Genomic DNA, 18,464 nt, shown 5'->3' on the forward strand with positions numbered 1-18,464 from the left:
AATTCTCCTCAGAGTTAGAGATAAATAATTTTCTCTAGTAATGAAAGTGATCGTCAAATAAAAAGGCCTCCGTAAGGAGGCCTTCTTAAGAAAAGAAAGGTTAATTTATATTAACGGATGGTTCTGAGAGCTTCGATGTTTGTGATGTATGTAACATCTTCGCCACGACAGCCAGTGCTTGGACACTTGTTAGAAACTTGGCAGCCTTGAGCAGAGCTGTATACATAATCGTTTTCTCCGCGAACTAGGATACCTTCAACTTCACCAGTGCGAGAGTTGAATACTGCAGAACCAGAGTTACCGCCGTAAGTATCAAGGTTAGCTACGAAATACTTTGTATTAAGAGAACGAACGTTCGCGCCATCAGCAATCTTCGTTGGAAGACCAGTTGGGTGACCGATTACTGTTACAGCTGTACCAGAAGCGATTTTACCTGAACGACGGAAAGTAAGTGGACGACGGTTAGCAACTTTGCGGTCAAGCTCGATTACTGCGTAGTCATCTTTTGACACTTGATCAAGTGTACGAGAGATGATGCGCTTACATGAATAGATGTTTGAAGCAGCAACGTTTACTGTACCTTGTTCAGCGCTATCAACTTTGTAGTCGAAAACCCATTTCCAAGAAGCACAGTCATTATTGTCTTTAATACAGTGACCAGCAGTCACTAGAACGTTTTCAGAAACCAGGAAGCCAGAACAGTTAGCGGCCGTGATTTGCTGAGAGAATCTTTCTGATTTACAAACACCGCGGCTTTCAAGAGTTTCAGCTTGAATCGCGATTTCGCCGTTAGCGGCTTTTTTAAGGTTAGCTCCAGCGATCATTGCAGCTGTAGAACGAGATAATTCAACCATAGCAGAGTCACGAGACTCGAAAACGTCCATGCGGTTGTCTTCGCCGTAAATCACATCCATTTGCTTGTTAGAGGCAAGGGCCTGGGCCGAGATAGCGATAGTTGAAAGAACAAGAATTGAATTAATTAGTTTCATCCGGGGAATCCTTTTCCTGGAGGTAAAAGTACTGGAGAAGATTGTTCCGTAATTGAAAACGTACCGTAAACTAACAGTTTCTTACAAAGAGGGAGAATCCGTTGCAGATAAATTGGCCTTAATCTCGTTATTTTTGAAACGCCATACCCGACCATCTGGATCAACTACTCCACATGAAGCGTCTTCTGTCCCTAAATACAAGAAGCGAGACGGGCCTCTTCGGTAATAAAAGAAGGAAACTTTGTGAACGAGATCCTGAAATTCTTCCGCGCTAAGACTGAACTCCACGTTACTGGCAACGGTGTGAGGTGCCGTAGGAACATTTTTGATTTCTAACCATGTGCCCTGTAGATCCAGGCGCATTGAAATGTCCGTGAGCTCCGTCAGTTCGAGTTCTAACACTTCTGTCAAAAACGACAGATAGTCTTCGAAATAAACTGTTTCAAGGGTGAGTCCGGATAATCTCATGTTCAAAAGTATACATGAGAAAAAACTTCATCGTCTACGCGACCTTGTAGGTCTCAGGTTGAAAGAATTTGAGGGCCTCAAGTACCACCAGCGGTTTATTTTTGATGGTCGCGCCGTCATTCAACAGCACAAACTCACGAACGAGGCCTTTTAATCTCGAGTTTTGGTTATTCTGCATGAGGTCCGGGCACGGAAATTTGTCTTCCACATAGATAGAGAAGATATTTTCTATTGAATCAACCACCAGACCCACGTATTGGTCGTCATTTTTCATGATAATGACTTTTTTCTGGGTATAGTCGCCAGCTTCATCCAAATTAATCAGGGTAATCGCCTTTCCGCGAAGATTATAGATTCCCAGGATGTAATCCGGGGCACCTATTGGGCGTGTCAGTTCTTTTGGGAACTCGATAATTTCCCGAATGTCTAAAATCGGGAAGCAGTACTCAGATTTAATTTTAAAAGAAATGAAAGTTTCTTTGGCGGTGTTCTTTCGGCGCGCCTTCGTTGCCACGTTCTGATAAAGCTTCGCGTGACCTTTGATGATCTGAGAGATTTCAGAATGGTTTAAAAAGAGATCGGCCTTCATGAGAAGAATATTTTGAGGAAGCATCCCGGTATAAAATCCATGCTGATTCATATCGAGGTTTGAAATCGTCAAAACTTCACTTTCATAGTAACCCACGATGCTTTCCACCGCATCCACCATAATTCCCACCTTAAAATCATCTTTTAAAGTCAAAATCATGATCTGCTTTTCATCAGAGGCCTCCATCAAAGCATGATTCAGAAAATGGCCATAATCCATCACCGGAATCATCATACCTCTGAGATTGATGAGTCCGCGGGAGTAAGGATAATTCACATACCCTTTCTCCATCTTTGGAATTTTAATGATCTCAAAAATATCATCCATCGGGAAAGCCAGCTTCTTGTCCCCGATCAGAAAACTAATGGCCTGTTTTTTCTTCTCTGTTTTAGTATCAGTTTTCTGAACTCCATGACTAATTCGAACGGAGCTCATAATATGAGGAATGTCTTCTACCTTGATCAGGTTTTCGATATCAATCACTTGAAGGAGGCGCTCACCGATTTTCAAAATATTTTTAATCACCGGATGAGATGAACCCTCCTGATAAGAGACTTGATTAAAATCATCATGGGAAACTTTCAGAATCTCATGTGTTGAATCAAAAACGAGACCAATCTTAATATCGTGATATGTGGTGATGGCGACTTTTTTATGATTCATTTCACCAGAACTACCGAGCCCCAACAACTCTCCCAGATTAACGACGGGGATCACCATTCCACGAAGAGTAAAAAGGCCGGTAAAGAAATGAGGTGCTAAAGGAATAGGAGTGATATTTTCAGGATAATTTACAACTTCCTGAACCGACTCAATGGGAAGAGCGATTTCAAAATCACCAACAAAGAATGAACCGTAGATACTTTTGTTATCTTTCATAGTCCCTTCAATATCCGGACATCATATTGGCCCGAATCCACATCGAGAATGAGTTGACGACCGTGTTCTTTGCCGGTGTCCTGAAATATGATTTTAATTTTTTTCTCAGATAAATATTTAAGCGCGGCCGCAATATTAAGATTTCCCACTCTGAGACCATTGGGACCAATGTCCTGATACATGTTCGCCCCACCAGCAACCACGGCCTCAATCTCTTTCCATGAATCGTGCGAGGCCCCGATTAGCTCCAGGAGTGAATCCACTGCTTCATTCACGAATTTGGCCTTTTGCTGAGACTTTCCTTCTGGCAATAGACAATGAGCAAGAGCGATTTTATTTTGTTTGCGCCAAATTAAACCAATACCCACACATGAACCCAGAATGGCCTTCAAGACCGAATGAGGAGCGCCGAGTTTTGCCTCTCCAATATGGACATGAATGACTTCTGGTTCAGTGCTCATAATTTATATACCAAAGGCTCCACATATTTAAATTCGGTCTCAAAACGGCTGATTGATTCAGACTCACCTAAGATCAAATAAGCATCTTTTTTAAGAGCTTTTGCCATATGTTTTAAAACTGTCTTCTGATCCTGATCGTTGAAATAGATCATCACATTCCGAAGGAAAATGATGTCCATATTCTGTAGATTCACCGGAGTCAGAAGGTTGTGCTGAAAAAACTTCACTTGTTTTTTTATCGAATCCTGAATGGTCCACTTGGGACCTACAGATGTAACGTACTTCACATACCAGTCTGGACGATATTTTTGAATTCCTTGCACAGAACGTTCTTCATAGAGCGCTTTCTGGGCATCACCTAGAATCTCTTTGGAGATATCACTCGCGCAGATTTCAAACTTTAAATCAGGATACTGGGCCAGGCAAATAGCAAGCGAATAGGCCTCTTCACCACTGGAAGATGCCGCCGACCAGAGCTTCAGCGTCTCACCAGGATGCTTTGCCATCCAGTCCGGTAAAAACTGTTTTAAAAAGAAGTCCCAAACTCTGTGAGTACGAAAGAAAAAAGTTTCATTCGTCGTTACGCGATCAATAAATGTCTCAATTTCTTCTTTATGGGCCGAAAGATAAACTAAGTAGGCCTCATAAGAAGTCAGGGACAACTCACGAAGCCGGGGACGAAGACGAGACTGAAGAAGATTTTTTTTCTTCTCCGTCATGTTGATGCCCGTGTACCGATGAACGGTTTTAAGCATCTCCGAAAGGACCGGTTCTTCCAAATCAAGTTCGGTTAACATTTTAAACCACAAACTTCTGAACGAGCTGTGCTAGTCCTTTTGATTCCGTTGAAAGGTTCTTAGTTGCATTGGCGATACTTTCTGAAGCGATCGCCGACTTCTCAGTTTCCTCAGCAATGTGAGCAATGGAAGAACTCACTTCCTTAGCGGCCGAAGACTGCTCTTCAGCTGCACAAGAAATCTCAGCAATGGACTGACCGGTTTTACCAACACCAGAAACAATCTTCTTAAAGGCCTCGCCGGCCTCTTTAGAAATATCACTCCCCTGCTGAACACGCTTGGTTGATTCGTGAATCAGTTTAGAAATCTCTTTAGTCGCTTGTGATGATCTTTCAGCGAGCTTTCTCACTTCATCCGCTACCACCGAGAAACCTAGACCGTGCTCACCAGCACGGGCCGCTTCAATCGCAGCGTTGAAGGCCAGAAGGTTCGTTTGTCCCGCGATCTCTGAAATAACTTTCACAATCTCAGAAATATCTTCTGAAGACTTATTAATAAGGTCCATCGCCTCGACAGATCTTTTCAAGGCCTCACTTCCCGCTTCAGCTTCTTTTTGAGTAGTCTGGGCAAGAAGATTAGCACTCTTGGTATTTTCCGCAATAAGGTTAATAGAAGCTGTGAGTTCTTCCACTGAAGCATTCATTTCTTCTACTGTTGCACCCAGGGCCTGAGACCCCGACGCCACAGAAGTTGATTTTTCCGAGATATCTCCCGTTGAATGAGACAGTGAAGAGACCGAGTTCACCACCAGAGAAATCACTTCTCGGAGATCTCCAATCATTTTCTTCACACCACTTGCCAGTTGATCCAGGGCCTCATTACCTTGAACGGCAATATCTACTGTAAGATCTCCGGCCGCTGCCTTATTCACCTGGCCTAGAAGAACATCAACTTTCTTCTGATCATCATGGGCCTTTCTTTGAACACTTTGTTCCATCTCGACTTGGGCCGTAATATTCGAAGCAAACTTCACAACTTTATAGACTTTCTGGTTAAGGTCAAAGATCGGATTATATGAGGCCTGAATCCAGATCTCTTTTCCGTCCTTTGACAAACGCTTATAGCGGCCCGAATCAAACTCCCCGCGATTTAGTTTTTCCCAGAAATGTTTGTATTCATCCGTATTCGCATAATCTTTTTCACAGAACATACGGTGGTGCTTGCCCTTAATTTCTTCCATGCTGTAACCAAGAGTCACGAGGAAGTTATCATTCGCGGTCAGGACAGTGCCATCTAAGTTAAACTCAATGACCGCCTGGGCCTTACTCATGGCCTGCACTTTTCCTTCGTACTCCGCATTCATTAATTTATGAGCAGTGATATCAGTGGCAAACTTCACCACTTTATACACGCGGCCTTTCATATCAAAAATCGGATTGTAAGAGGCCTGAATCCAAATCTCTTTACCATCACGGCCAAGGCGCTTGTATTCGGCCGATTCAAACTCTCCACGATTCAATTTTTCCCAGAACTTTCTATAAGTAAGAGAATTAGCGTATTCAGGGACACAGAACATACGGTGGTGCTGACCTTTGATCTCATCAAGTGTGTAACCAACCGTCGCCAGGAAATTTTCATTGGCGGTAATGATAGTTCCATCAAGATTAAATTCAATCACGGCCTGAGCGCGGCCGATGGCATTCACTTTACTTTCAAACTCAGCATTCAGAGTTTTTTCTTTCGTGATATTAGTCGCGAATTTAATGACCTTATAGACTTTGCCTGATTCGTCCTTTACCGGATTATAAGAAGCGTTGATCCATATCTCTTTACCGTTTTTATCTACACGACAGAACTCACCTTGATCAGAAAGTCCGAGATTTAGTCTTTCCCAAAATTGCTTATATTCAGAAGACTCAGTGTACTGAAGATCACAAAAAATTCTGTGATGCTTACCTTGAATTTCTTCTAAGTCATATCCGAGAGTTTTTAAAAAGTTTTTATTCGCTGAGAGAATGAATCCTTCGGAGTCGAATTCAATAATGGCCTGAACACTATCCAGAGCTTTATAAATACTCTCAAGCTCGAGTGTGGTTTTGACTTCTTCATTCGACAAAGTTTTCATTTTTAGAGCCGAAGACATAAATCCCCCCATTTTTGATAAATATCAATCGGCTTTTTTTCTTCAGTAGTTAACGTGGGCCTAATAAAGATTAAGGTGATTTTACAAAAGCTTTACGAAGAAAACTTAAAATTTAAGTTCCCTAAAGGTTCGGGATCATCTCTGGTTTATGAGTTCTGATCCAGACTGTTCCAGAAACTGAGGAAAGAACTTTTAATAAAACGTTTGTATGAAATTGATCGAGATCATCACGAGTATCTGGGGTGAGTTTTTCAATCCCCAACTTCTTTCGAAGAAAGGATTTCCGGGAAAAACCAAGCAACCATTCATCATGTTTCACAAGACTTTGAAGAGTCGAGAAATTCTCAAGCGTGTACCAATTCTGCTCATAGGTTTTTGAGAACCCCAAAGTCGGATCAAGAATAACTTGTGGTCTGGCAAAAGGACGTAAGTAATTGGCGAGTTCCTCCAAGTAAGCTTCACCATTTGATGGAGAAACGAAATTCATGTGCTTTCCAGAAAGCTCTCTACTTGGTGCGAGATTATGACAGAACACATACTTGTTCTCTGGATGAAGACGTAAGAATCGCTCCACATGCTCATCAAACTTTCCAGAAACATCATTCCAAATCAGAGGTCGTTTAATCACATCAAACAGGCGAAAGATGTTCTCAGGATGATAGGTATCAAAGGAAAGTGGAATCTCTAGACTTTTAAGTAACGACAAGTGCGGTTCTAAACGCATCCATTCTTCTTCAAAACGAATGGATTCATTCATAGGTGCGGTTGATTCAGCACCGATATCTAAGGCATCAATGGTCCCGAAAGAAGTGATTCGAGTGAGGATTTTTTCCAAAGATGATAATTCACCACCGTCCGAAAATGAATTGGGGGTGAAATTCATCACCCCCAATCGTTTTAAAACTAATTTTTGTGAACTCATTAGGCCGGAGTCGGTTTACCTGCACCAAAAAGTGGGCCCGCTCCTACAACTGTTCCAGATGGTGGAGTATCAGTTGGCTTCTTGCTCATAACTGGTTGACCGATGTCTTTACCAGCAACGATGTCTCTGATTTGTTCAGCATCCAGAGTTTCCCAAACCACAAGGGCAAGGGCCACACGGTGAAGAGCTTCGATATTATCGTTAAGGATCTTCTTCGCTACTTCATAGTTGCTTTGAACAAAGTGTTGGATCTCTAGATCGATCTTACGTGAAGTCTCGTCAGAGAAAGATGTACCTGGATCACCTGCGTACGGATTACCGCCGCCTTTTTGGTAATTGATAGGTCCAAGCTTCTCAGACATACCCCAGCTACAAACCATAGAGCGTGCTAGATCAGTAGCACGTTCGATATCGTTAGAAGCACCGTTAGTCATTTCACCATAAACGATTTCTTCAGCTACACGTCCACCCATTAGGAACGAGATGAAGTTCTCACCCTTCTCTTTAGAAAGGTTCAGCATATCTTCGTTCGGTAGAGTTTGAGTCACACCAAGGGCCTGGCCACGAGGAATGATCGAAACTTTGTGAATAGGATCAGTGTGAGGGAGGTTCATACCAACTAGTGTGTGACCTGCCTCATGGTAAGCTGTAAGCTTTTTCTCTTTTTCTGAAATCATCATCGACTTACGAGCAACACCCATAAGAACTTTATCTTTAGCATTCTCGAAATCGTGCATGCTAAGTGCTTTCTTAGAATCACGTGCAGCTAATAGAGCGGCTTCGTTTACTAGGTTCGCTAGGTCAGCACCAGTAAAGCCTGGAGTACCTTTGGCGATGACTTCTAGATCGATATCTCCCGCAAGTGGAGTCTTACGAGTATGAACTTTAAGAATCTGGTGACGACCACGAACGTCCGGACGGCCAACAGTTACTCGACGGTCAAAACGACCTGGACGAAGAAGAGCTGGATCTAGTACGTCGATACGGTTCGTAGCTGCCATGATGATGACGCCATCATTACCTTCGAAACCGTCCATCTCAACCAGGAGTTGGTTAAGAGTTTGCTCACGCTCATCGTGACCACCACCCATACCAGCACCACGGTGGCGACCTACGGCATCGATCTCATCGATGAAGATGATACATGGAGCATGCTTCTTACCTTGTTCGAATAGGTCACGAACTCGAGAAGCACCCACACCTACGAACATTTCTACGAAGTCAGAACCTGAAATCGAGAAGAATGGAACTCCTGCTTCACCAGCAACAGCACGTGCAAGAAGAGTCTTACCTGTACCTGGAGGACCAACAAGAAGACAACCCTTAGGAATTTTACCACCTAGAGTTGTATACTTCTTTGGATCTTTTAAGAAATCTACGATCTCTACCAGCTCCTCTTTAGCTTCCTCGACACCGGCAACGTCAACGAAAGTAATTCGCTTGTCGTTTTCCGTGAGCATCTTCGCTTTTGCTTTACCAAAGCTCATCGCTTTACCGCCGCCGGCCTGAAGCTGACGAAGGAAGAAGAAGAAAAATAAGAAAAGAAGAATCATAGGCAACCAGTTAATTAACAGAGTTGCTAAGAAGCCTTGCTTTTCTTCACGCTTGTAGTTTGGAATGATTCCGTGATTCTTTAGAATGCGGAATGTTTCATCACCGGTATTACCTGTTAATTCAAAGTAAGAACCGTTTTCATAACCATCAGCGAACTTACCTTGAATGGCATTTTCACCTTGGAATGTAACTTCTTTAACTTTGCCGCTTTCTACTGCAGTGATGAAGTTAGAAAAATTGATGTTCTTTGCACTGACTGTTTTCTGTTCAAGTACCTTCATAACAAAGGCCATGATCAAAATGACAACAATCCAAAGCATTAGGGTTTTCTGTTGTTTTCTCATGATAGAAACCTTTTTGTAACTCTTGAGGAATAAAAAAAGCCGAGTCGAGGCTGGCTTCAATTATACAGAAAGACTTCTGTTAATGGGAAGCAAAGAGATTGGAAAGATTAGAGAGAGGTAAAAGCCTGAGTCTTTCAGGCAACTTTTCTTTCTTGCTCATCCATGTATCTAAACACTTCTGAAAAGTAATAAAGCGCAATCCCCGCTCCTTACAAACTTCAGAAACTCGAGGGAAAAGTTCATTAAACACAGAAGTATTTAATGTCTTACAAATTGACTCGGACTCCAAAACTAATACGAGACCCGGCATGTTAAGCATTGCATCTGGTGACTGTAAGAGATTCTGCCAGGCGTATTCGAGTTCAACTCTCTTATAAGTGGACATACTCATCAACTGATTCGTTGTGAGAGTAGATAAAGTCCTCGCAATGGATTCATCGTAATTCTTCAGGCCCTGCTGATAAATCATGAGCACTGTGTTGTTACTGAAGGCCTCCATTCCACCACTGAAATGGAACGGACCTTTCTTGCCATTATCAATCGCACGAAGCATGCGCTCAATCGGAGTGATGATCTCTCCCCGATCCGTATTTGAATAAGTGTGAATGATCTCTTGAATCTGAATCTCGGAATAATGACTGCCCACCAGGACTGCGCCTTGCTCAAAGACAAAGATCTTCGAAGTGCCAGCGCGACTCATGATGTTTGTTTTCAACATCATGGTTGAGAAGTTTGCGTAATGAGAATAGAACTTTAAATATTTCGGATAGCGCTCTTTAATAAGAGGGATGATTTTGTAGCGGACAAAATTTCGATCGTATTTGAGATCACGATTGGTCGGATCCTCTCTAAAAGGAATGCCTTCAAACTTTGCTAAACGTCTAATCTGAGCTTTGGTTACACATGAAAAGGGACGAACAATGGTTCGGTTTCTGACCGGAATGCCAACCGCCGCCTTCGGGTTTGTTGAACGATTCCTCTGCATGAGGTTCCATTCATATGAGTCATCCAGGTGATGTCCGGCCCAGAGTAATTCATTTGATTTCAGATCATTGATACAAAGTTCACGACGCTTTTTACGGGCCTTTGCCTCAAAATTAGCAATCGAAGCTGAAAGACCTTCGACATGGAGCATTTTAAAAGGAATGCCTTCCTCTTTACAAAATTTCTTTACAAGCTCGCCGTCAGCATCCTGACCTTCGCGGGTATGGTGATGAACGAAAATCGCCCTTACCGGTCCAATTTTCCCTTGTTTATGTAGTGATTGAGCGAACCACAGCAGGCACATCGAGTCCAATCCACCTGAAACAGCAACCGCGTGGGAGCCAGAAAGCTCCTTAGAAACGGTCACATTTCCTAGAAAACGCCAGGCGTGTTTAAAAAATAAGGCTCGGTACGCTATGGGACTTAATCTTTTCATGTGTTAGCACTTCTAAATATAGGAAATAATATTGACGGACAGTTTTCCCATGATTAATATTACACTACTTTTTTTCTGGGGCAACGTAGCTCAGTTGGTGAGAGCACAGCATTCATAACGCTGGGGTCGGCGGTTCAACTCCGCCCGTTGCTACCATTCTTTTCCCCTAGAAATCTTCTCTTCTGCATTGAATAATCTTCTCCAATTCAGGAATTGCATCAGTATCTACTAGGCATACAAGTCTATCATACAACTCGATATCCGTATTACCATCCGGCATAAAATCTTCTTCTCCTCTATGAATTAAGACAACAAGCACCTGCATAGGAAAGTTAAGCTCAAGAATGTTTTTACCCAATAGGGGCGAACCTTCTCTCACTTCAAACTCAACGAAGTCTTTACCATGATGGCGTGACTTAAAAGGAAGTCTCCGACGTGGTGAAAAAGGCTCCTGAACCTTAAGCCATTTTGCCAGATGTCCGAGACTCGTTCCTTGAATCAGCATCAAAAGAATCACGATAAAAAAAATAAGATTAAACATGGTCTTGGAACCAGGCACTTTATTCACTAACAAATAGGTCGCAAGGATAATCGGAATTGCACCTCGAAGTCCGCCCCAACTTACAAACATCATTTCATTGAGTGAATACTTGAATCGAACAAGACAAAAATAGACCGACAAGGGACGCGCGACAAAAAGAAGGCACAGAGAAAGAAACACTCCAGTGCCCATGATAGGCCCAATGGCAGACGGAATGACCAAAAGCCCGAGCATGAGGAACATAATTACCTGCATGAGCCACGCCAGACCATCGTGAAACACCGTGAGGGTCTTCTTATTAAAATATTTCTCATCGCTCATCGCGAGACCCGCAATATACACACTTAAAAAACCATTCCCTCCGCAGAATTCTGTGAGTGAATAAATACAAATGACACCAGCAATGGTCAGTACCGGATAGAGACCTTCAAATTCCAAATCAAGCCAGTTAATCAGATGAACCATTCCCTTTCCTAAAAACCAACCGGCCAGGCCCCCAAGAGACATTTGAATAAAAAAATTCATCAAAACTTCATTCCAAGTGAAGTTCTCTGGTCGCAAAATAATTTGAATCAAACTCAAGGTGAGAAAAACCGCAGTAGGATCGTTACTCCCCGATTCAAGTTCTAAAAGAGATTGAATACGTGAGCGAAGTTGAAGCTTCTGAGTTTTTAAAATTCCAAAAACCGCCGAAGCATCCGTTGAAGAGCATGTTGCACTTAACAATGCTGATGATACCCAGTCCCAACCCAGAGCAAAATGGATGATACAGGCCATGACCAAGGTTGAAATGATCACGCCAAAAAAAGCAAGGAGGGTGCCTTCTTTCCACACTGGACTCACCGTTTGCAACTGAGTTGAAAGTCCTCCGGAGAAAAGAATAAACATCAATGAGATGGTGCCTAAAATGTGTGTCAAAACCGGTCTATCAAAGTGTATGCCACCAGGACCTTCTACTCCTGAAAGCATCCCAACCAAAATGAAGATCAACAAAATGGGAATGCCATAACGAGTAGATGTCTTACTTGCAAAGACGCTGATTAAGAGTAGAACACCGGACGCCAGCATAAGCTGGAGAAATGCCTTGTCCATGAAGGAATTTTAACCTGTCTTAACTTTTCTTTACCTAAATGTTTGGTTGACACCGGTCCACCTTAAACTTACCTTTATAGAGGAAAATTCTCCGTGAGAGGTTCACATGATCAACATACTCGTAGTTGAAGATGAAAAAAAAGTTTCGGCCTTCATTCAACAAGGGCTGAAGGAAGTTGGGTACGAAGTAGAAACTGCAGAATCTCCGGGAATCGCGCGCGAATTGATCCGATCAAAAAAGTTTGATCTCTTAATCCTCGATGTGATGTTACCTGAGATGAGCGGGATGGATTTCGCCAAAGAATTAAGAGCAAATGGCCACAATGGTTTCATTCTCATGCTCACCGCACTCTCAACAACTAAAGACAAAATTCAGGGACTCGATTCAGGTGCAGATGATTATCTTGCAAAACCTTTTGAATTCGAAGAGCTCCTTGCTCGTGTAAGAGCACTCATTCGTAGAAAAAGTGACGACAAAGCACAATTACGTAATGGCGATTTGATCATGGATCTTATCACTCGTAACGTAACTCGCGATGGAATCCGCATTGAACTAACAACAAAAGAATTTTCTCTGCTTGAGTTCCTAATGAGAAACCAAGAGAAAGTTATGGACCGTTCGGCCATTGCACGTCAGGTGTGGGGCGCGGACTTCGATCCTGATTCAAACGTGATTGATGTTTACATCAACCACCTAAGGAAAAAGATCGATAGCCCATATCCTAAGAAAATTTTGAAGACTGTTGTTGGACAGGGCTACGTCCTGAACAAAATTGACTAGATATTTATTCAACGGCATCAGATTCCGATTAACGTTGGTGTATTCGACGTTATTCGGTCTCTTCATCTGTGCTTTCGCCTACATCATCACAAACCAGTACCTGCAAGACGGCAGAGCTGATTTTGATCACGGCCTTTTTAACTACGCCATCGACCTTTCAGAACATTTAGAAGTCGATCATGCGGGCCTGAAGATTAACTTTACACTTCCAGCATCAGAAGACCGTAAGGCCTTCCCGTTCATGCTTCAAGAAACATATTATTTTGTGCGTTCCATTGATGGAAAAATTATTTCTCGTGGGGACGAAAAATCTCCCTTTGATGAAATCCCCTTTGATCCCACACTTCCGCGCAAAGAAGATTACACTCACCGCTTTTTTACTTTCAATTCAAATGACCTTCACTACCGGGCGGTGAATTTAAAAATCACAAATCGCTCCGGTAAAAAAGAAATGATCCTCCAGGTGGCCACTCCTTCGGACGCTCTGGAAGATCAGGAACGCCGCCATCTTGTCATGACGTCCCTCATGGTGCCGATCCTCATCCTTATTTCAAGTTTTGCTTCATATCTCATTGCGGGAAATGCCCTGACTCCCATTAAGAGTCTGACGGACACCGCGAATAATATTGCGGCCAAAAACCTTTCTCTTAGAGTTCCTGAAGTGAACACTGGGGATGAGGTGGCAGAGCTTTCAAAGACCCTTAATAACCTTCTGGAGCGTTTAGAGAAGTCCTTTAAGGCCCAGGAGCATTTCGTATCTAACGCCAGTCACCAGCTCAATACTCCCCTTGCCATCATTAAGGGAGAGCTGGATGTTCTTGAATCAAAACCTCGCAACATCGAAGACTATGTTCGTTTTCAAAAATCTCTTCGCGAAGAGATCAGTCGTCTGATTGAACTTGTGGCCAACATGCTTCTTGTTTCTCGAGTAGAATCAGGTCTGGAAAACTTTATTTTTAACCCGCAAAGAATTGATGATCTTCTGCTTACGACTTCATCACGACTGGCCTATAAGTCTCGCGAAAAGAAAGTCACAGTTCGGTTTAATATTTCAGAAGATATTCCGCCTGAAAGCTTAACCGTAATGGGCGAAAAGCAACTTCTCGATAGCTTGTTTGAAAATATTTTAGATAACGCCATCAAGTACACGCCGGAAAATAGTACGATTCAAATCGACATCAAGATTGTTAACGGAAAACTTGAAGTTTGGATCCAGGATGAAGGGCCCGGTATTCTTGGGGATTTCGAAGAGTTCCTTACTAAGCGTTTTCACCGAGGCCCTGGAATCAGTATTCCAGGTACCGGAATTGGCCTTCCTATCGCTAACCGTATCGCCGGATACCACAATGCCCAAATTCTTTATGAGCGCCCTGGCCAAAGAGGCAGTCGATTCATCGTTCGCTTCAATTAAGGCTAAGCATTAGAAAGTAGATAGTTCTTACCAAACATCACAAACTTTATTTGATCCCAATTGCTCGGGCTTTTCTAAACAAATTCTCCAATGATTTAGACAACTTGCATCTTGTAGCAATTTGCCCAAGAACCCCAATTTTCCCCTAAAAACTAACCTCATTTTCTGAGTTAACCTCTGAATTTTTCTACTCAAATCTCCTGTCACGGAAATTGCATAGAGGCACGTGGACTTTAGGGCCCCAAATGCATTGCCTATCATTTTTACATTCTTAAGGGGTTATGCATGCGCAGCGTCTTAAAATTCGCTACACTGCAGCACGAATTAAAAACGATTTAATTTTTCGATATTTTCGGAGAGGTCATTGTGATTAAAGTGAAAAATCAACGTCGGAAACTAGAGCCTTACAATCCGAACCTTGGGTTCATTGGAAGCGTTAAAGTCGATGTGGCCAATTACATTTTCTCATCAAGGAGAAAAAGGGCCCCCTATAATCACTCGAAAGCTCTGGTAAAAAATCTACTCTCTCGTGAAGTCTCTGTTCACTTGAAAGAGTCGCAGAACCTTACGAAGTTCATTCGTAAACGCGATCTTACTTTCCAAAAATCAGACGCCAACGGGAACTACAAAATCTTTACGGTTCCATGTACGACTACGATCGTTCCGTTACAAAAATCAGTTTATAACACGATTGAGAAAGCGGCCCAGTCGCTTATCGTTTCTCTTCGTTGTGTGATCCAGGACATCTACGGTTCTAAGTCTGTGAAGGACTCTCCATTCGTGAAGTCTCTTCCAGTTGAAATTCGTAAAATCTTCGTAGACGCCATCATGGAGTCTCCGAACTATTTCCCACAACTCCACCACCCGAACATGAAGAAATATCCTTTCTTCGATAACGTGGGTCTGGATCTGGTTTTGATCGAAGATTACCTTGAGCAATCAAAGAACTTCGAAAAACTTCTTAAGGCAAAAAAGACCTCGAAGCTTCCAGAGCTTCCGTTCCGTATCCTTGAGTTGAATGCAGGAGCTCCATCTGGTGCTTCAAACAACATGAACGTACTTGAGGGCCACTACGAGCAGAACCCTGAGGTTCTAGAATCAATGGGCAAGATGATGCCTAACGATCACTTTCAGGTTCTTGCCGACACTTATAAATCTCTAGGTGAAGACTGGACCGGTGTAAAAGACGGTATTCAAGTTATTCTACCTCCAGGTGGTATGAACGGTGCCGCTCCTGAGATCCACAACCTTGCTGCTTACTCTGGTCTTGTTTACGCTGATCCTGTTCAGCTTTTCCAGGACGAGAAAGGTTATATCCGTCTTCGTACGATCAATGGTTCTAATCCGATCGTAACGGCGATCTACTCTCGTATTAATGCTGATTCTGCTCTCTTCGATGTGGATAAGGGCATTATCCTTCGTGACCCTGATACGAATGAGCCAATCTACCTTCGCGATTCACTTAAACTTGGTGAAGAAGGTGAAGCTCCAATGGTTCTTGATGTTAATGGTGATCCTATTCCTCTTCAATCAGACTACGCAGTTCCAGGTCTTCTGGATGCTATTTTGAATAAGAAGATCTATATGGGTGGATTAAACCGTATCCTGGATAACAAAATTATCCTGGCGGCCCTAACTACATATGCTCCTAAGTTCTTCGCTCCTAAGCTTAAAGAACTTGGAATCGCAACTAATGGCCCAAAGATCACTCCCCCTGAAACTCTTCCTCCTAAGAAAGAGTCAGTGAAAGTGATTGAGAAGAACATGGATGAGTGGGTAATTAAAGCACCTAACCTATCTGGTGGTTCAGGTATCTACATCATGAAGACTCTTTCTGACGAAGCGAAGAAAGAAGTCATGAACATGATCAAGAAGAACCCTTCTCACTACGCTTATCAGAAGCTAGTAAAGATCGCTCGTATTCCAGTGGCGATGAAAGATAAGAAAGGTTCTCGTTTTGCGAACCTTGCGGCCGATATTCGTCTATGGGTGTTCTACGGCGGTGGAGCCAAGGCACTTCCAAAGATGACTCACAACGCTCTTGTCCGTTACGCTCCTGAAGAGAAAGGACCGATGAGTTCTATCGTGAATACTTCGAAAGGCGGCGGTTATGCTCCGTTCGTGGTGGTTGATGATACAAATTCTTCTGAATCAGTAACTGCAGCTGAGTACATTAAACAAAAGACTCCGGTTCCTCTACAAACTCACCTTCCGATGTTTGTGGCGGCCCAGTTGATTCAGGTTTCTCGTCTAGCGACTGAGATCTACAATCACCTCAAAAACAATACGGCCGATAGCTATACACTGCTTGGTCTGGCCCTATCACTTAAGACTCAGTGCCGTGAGGTTCTTTCGTTCCTTAACCCACGCGCCATTGAGCCGGTTTACAAGATCATTGATGTTCTTGAGGCAAAACAAGCGACAATGGAAATTGCTGCTTTCTTCGAGAAGATCAATACAAACCAGATTCAACTCGTGACAACACTAGAGCGTCTTGAATCGAAGAACAAGCTTCCGAAGGGCTTCCGTGACATGATGGATGAGCTTCTGGTTCTGGACCAGGACATCGTGTACCAGAACTACACAGAAGAAAACCGTAAGCATGACCGCAAGATTCTGAAAAATCTTAAAGCGTCTCTTCTAGAAAAAGCAGGAACGAATAAGAAACTTCTGGCAGAATACAATCTTCTGATCTCTGCCCTTCGCGGTAGCATTGAGGCCTCTTTCCCACGTGAATTGGTCACAGGAAAAACGGCCATCAACATGATGAAGCTGATTGATACTTTCATGAACATGGTGAGAGAGCGTCTTCAAAACTCTGAAAAGGCGATCGAGTTCGCAAAACTTTTCACTGTTGAGACGGTTCACCCTGAACTTAAATTTGAAACTTTTGGTCTTTCAGAAGAAAGCCTTAAAAAGACCTCTGGCTTCTTGTCTGCTTCTCAAAAAGAGTTTGCCACTGGTGAGCTTCTAACTGAATCAGACTATATCCCTGAGCACATCAAGACCGCTCGTGCTGCCTGGATGAAGATCGAAGCTGAGGCGAAGAAGCTTTCAGCTGAGAAGAGAAATGCCTTCTTAAATAAAAAGCGCACAGCTCACTTTAAAGAGTTCCCTTTCCTTGCTCGCATGAGCGAGATCATGAACTCTCGTCGCGTGGGTGTAAAAGATCTGATTGAACTTATGCCGGCCATGCCGTACGCCAAGTACAATCTGGAACAATTTGCCAAGAAACAGGGCCTGACTCTCGAAGGTCTGTTTGTTAATGAACTGACTCCGAATAAGATCTCAATCCTATCGGGCCAGAAAATCCGTGAAAATCACCTGTCGGCCCGTGAGGACGCTGGTGAGTGTTTTGCTAAAAAACGTAAATCACATGGTCTGTTCTCAGACTCAGATATCTTTATCTGGATCAGAAAAGAGCTTGATCCTCTGACTCAGATCTATACTGCTGGTCACGAGGTGATTCACTACCATCAGATTGAAGAGACAACTAAGCTTGAAGCTCGCGCTCTTTCTGACGGTGCTATTGCTCAGGCCTACTTCTTAAACTTCTACGGAAACTTCCTGGGAGTTTCGGCCGCTTCTCTTGAGGGTCTTTCAGTAGACATCTCAGTTGAACGTCAGCCGCTTTATGGTCTAGCTGATCGAATTGTGCCTTACTTCTTCACGAACCTCATCACTGAGATTCGTGATGGTATCAATAGCTCTCGCGAAGACTACGATGCGATCCTGAATAAATATGGCTCACTCTTCGGTTATATGATGCCGAACTCTAACCAAGTTAAGGTGAAGGCCCTACAGGAAATCATTCCGGCACTGGAAAACGCCAAGAACATTCTCTTTGCTAAAGAGCTTGGTCTTGAAATCGGTTGGGACGAAATTCGCTCGGCCCTTCCATCTGCAAACGACATGCAGATTAAGTTAAATACGCCAAAAATCATGAGGGCCATTAAGAAAGCTCGTCCTGATTATGAAGCATTGACCGCCATTGGAAACCATCAGTTCTACGGTGTGAGTTTCGCCCGTAAACTTGAGCTTTCAAAATCGATCACACTACGTCCGATTTTGAGCACGATTTCCCTTGGAAATAGTTACAACCAAACTCAACAGCAGCAGCAACAGTAAGTTCT

13 protein-coding genes and 1 tRNA gene are annotated in these 18,464 nt (G+C 43.1%); 4 read left to right on the forward strand and 10 right to left on the reverse strand.

All coding sequences use genetic code 11. The features are described 5' to 3' along the window. Positions 1–110: 110 nt before the first annotated feature. From SOO65_RS13020 to tilS, 9 genes are all read right to left on the reverse strand, one after another. On the reverse strand, positions 111–989 hold the full coding sequence (locus SOO65_RS13020) for a trypsin-like serine peptidase (protein WP_321390631.1): 879 nt from the start codon (positions 987–989) through the stop codon (positions 111–113). Between the two features lie 81 nt (positions 990–1,070). Then, the gene (locus SOO65_RS13025) at positions 1,071–1,457 is read right to left on the reverse strand and encodes a hypothetical protein (protein ID WP_321390635.1); all 387 of its coding nucleotides are present in this window, start codon (positions 1,455–1,457) and stop codon (positions 1,071–1,073) included. Between the two features lie 34 nt (positions 1,458–1,491). After that, positions 1,492–2,925 carry a chemotaxis protein CheW gene (locus SOO65_RS13030; RefSeq protein ID WP_321390637.1) on the reverse strand — a complete coding sequence of 478 codons (1,434 nt, stop codon included), beginning with the start codon at positions 2,923–2,925 and terminating at the stop codon, positions 1,492–1,494. Then, entirely contained in the window at positions 2,922–3,386 is a 465-nt protein-coding gene (locus SOO65_RS13035; RefSeq protein WP_321390640.1) for a chemotaxis protein CheD, read from the reverse strand. Before SOO65_RS13035 ends, SOO65_RS13030 begins: the two co-directional genes overlap by 4 nt. Then, on the reverse strand, positions 3,383–4,183 hold the full coding sequence (locus SOO65_RS13040; RefSeq protein WP_321390643.1) for a CheR family methyltransferase: 801 nt from the start codon (positions 4,181–4,183) through the stop codon (positions 3,383–3,385). The genes SOO65_RS13035 and SOO65_RS13040 overlap by 4 nt, the downstream gene beginning before the upstream one ends. 1 nt (position 4,184) lies before the next feature. After that, positions 4,185–6,266: a methyl-accepting chemotaxis protein gene (locus tag SOO65_RS13045; RefSeq protein WP_321390646.1), complete on the reverse strand. Its 2,082-nt coding sequence runs from the start codon at positions 6,264–6,266 to the stop codon at positions 4,185–4,187. A gap of 121 nt (positions 6,267–6,387) precedes the next feature. Next, positions 6,388–7,188, reverse strand: a complete 801-nt coding sequence (locus tag SOO65_RS13050) for a dihydropteroate synthase (protein WP_321390649.1) — start codon at positions 7,186–7,188, stop codon at positions 6,388–6,390. After that, entirely contained in the window at positions 7,188–9,086 is a 1,899-nt protein-coding gene (gene ftsH, locus SOO65_RS13055; RefSeq protein ID WP_321390654.1) for an ATP-dependent zinc metalloprotease FtsH, read from the reverse strand. Before ftsH ends, SOO65_RS13050 begins: the two co-directional genes overlap by 1 nt. A 79-nt stretch (positions 9,087–9,165) precedes the next feature. After that, positions 9,166–10,506, reverse strand: coding sequence for a tRNA lysidine(34) synthetase TilS (gene tilS, locus SOO65_RS13060; protein ID WP_321390657.1), 1,341 nt, complete (start codon positions 10,504–10,506; stop codon positions 9,166–9,168). A gap of 79 nt (positions 10,507–10,585) precedes the next feature. On the opposite strand from tilS, the gene SOO65_RS13065 reads away from it, so the two are divergent. Beyond that, positions 10,586–10,662: transfer RNA gene (locus tag SOO65_RS13065), tRNA-Met, on the forward strand. A 10-nt stretch (positions 10,663–10,672) separates the two neighbouring features. Here the strand turns inward: SOO65_RS13065 and SOO65_RS13070 are convergent. After that, positions 10,673–12,139: a potassium/proton antiporter gene (locus tag SOO65_RS13070; protein WP_321390660.1), complete on the reverse strand. Its 1,467-nt coding sequence runs from the start codon at positions 12,137–12,139 to the stop codon at positions 10,673–10,675. A 106-nt stretch (positions 12,140–12,245) separates the two neighbouring features. Here SOO65_RS13070 and SOO65_RS13075 point away from each other — a divergent pair, with 106 nt between their 5' ends. The 3 genes from SOO65_RS13075 to SOO65_RS13085 all read left to right on the forward strand — a co-directional run bounded on the left by SOO65_RS13075 (position 12,246) and on the right by SOO65_RS13085 (position 18,459). Then, entirely contained in the window at positions 12,246–12,920 is a 675-nt protein-coding gene (locus SOO65_RS13075) for a response regulator transcription factor (protein ID WP_321390662.1), read from the forward strand. Beyond that, the gene (locus tag SOO65_RS13080) at positions 12,913–14,331 is read left to right on the forward strand and encodes an ATP-binding protein (RefSeq protein WP_321390665.1); all 1,419 of its coding nucleotides are present in this window, start codon (positions 12,913–12,915) and stop codon (positions 14,329–14,331) included. Before SOO65_RS13075 ends, SOO65_RS13080 begins: the two co-directional genes overlap by 8 nt. A gap of 366 nt (positions 14,332–14,697) precedes the next feature. Then, on the forward strand, positions 14,698–18,459 hold the full coding sequence (locus SOO65_RS13085; RefSeq protein ID WP_321390667.1) for a circularly permuted type 2 ATP-grasp protein: 3,762 nt from the start codon (positions 14,698–14,700) through the stop codon (positions 18,457–18,459). The last annotated feature ends 5 nt before the right edge of the window (positions 18,460–18,464 follow it).

It is taken from the genome of Peredibacter starrii (genome assembly GCF_034259205.1).
Lineage (GTDB): Bacteria > Bdellovibrionota > Bacteriovoracia > Bacteriovoracales > Bacteriovoracaceae > Peredibacter > Peredibacter starrii.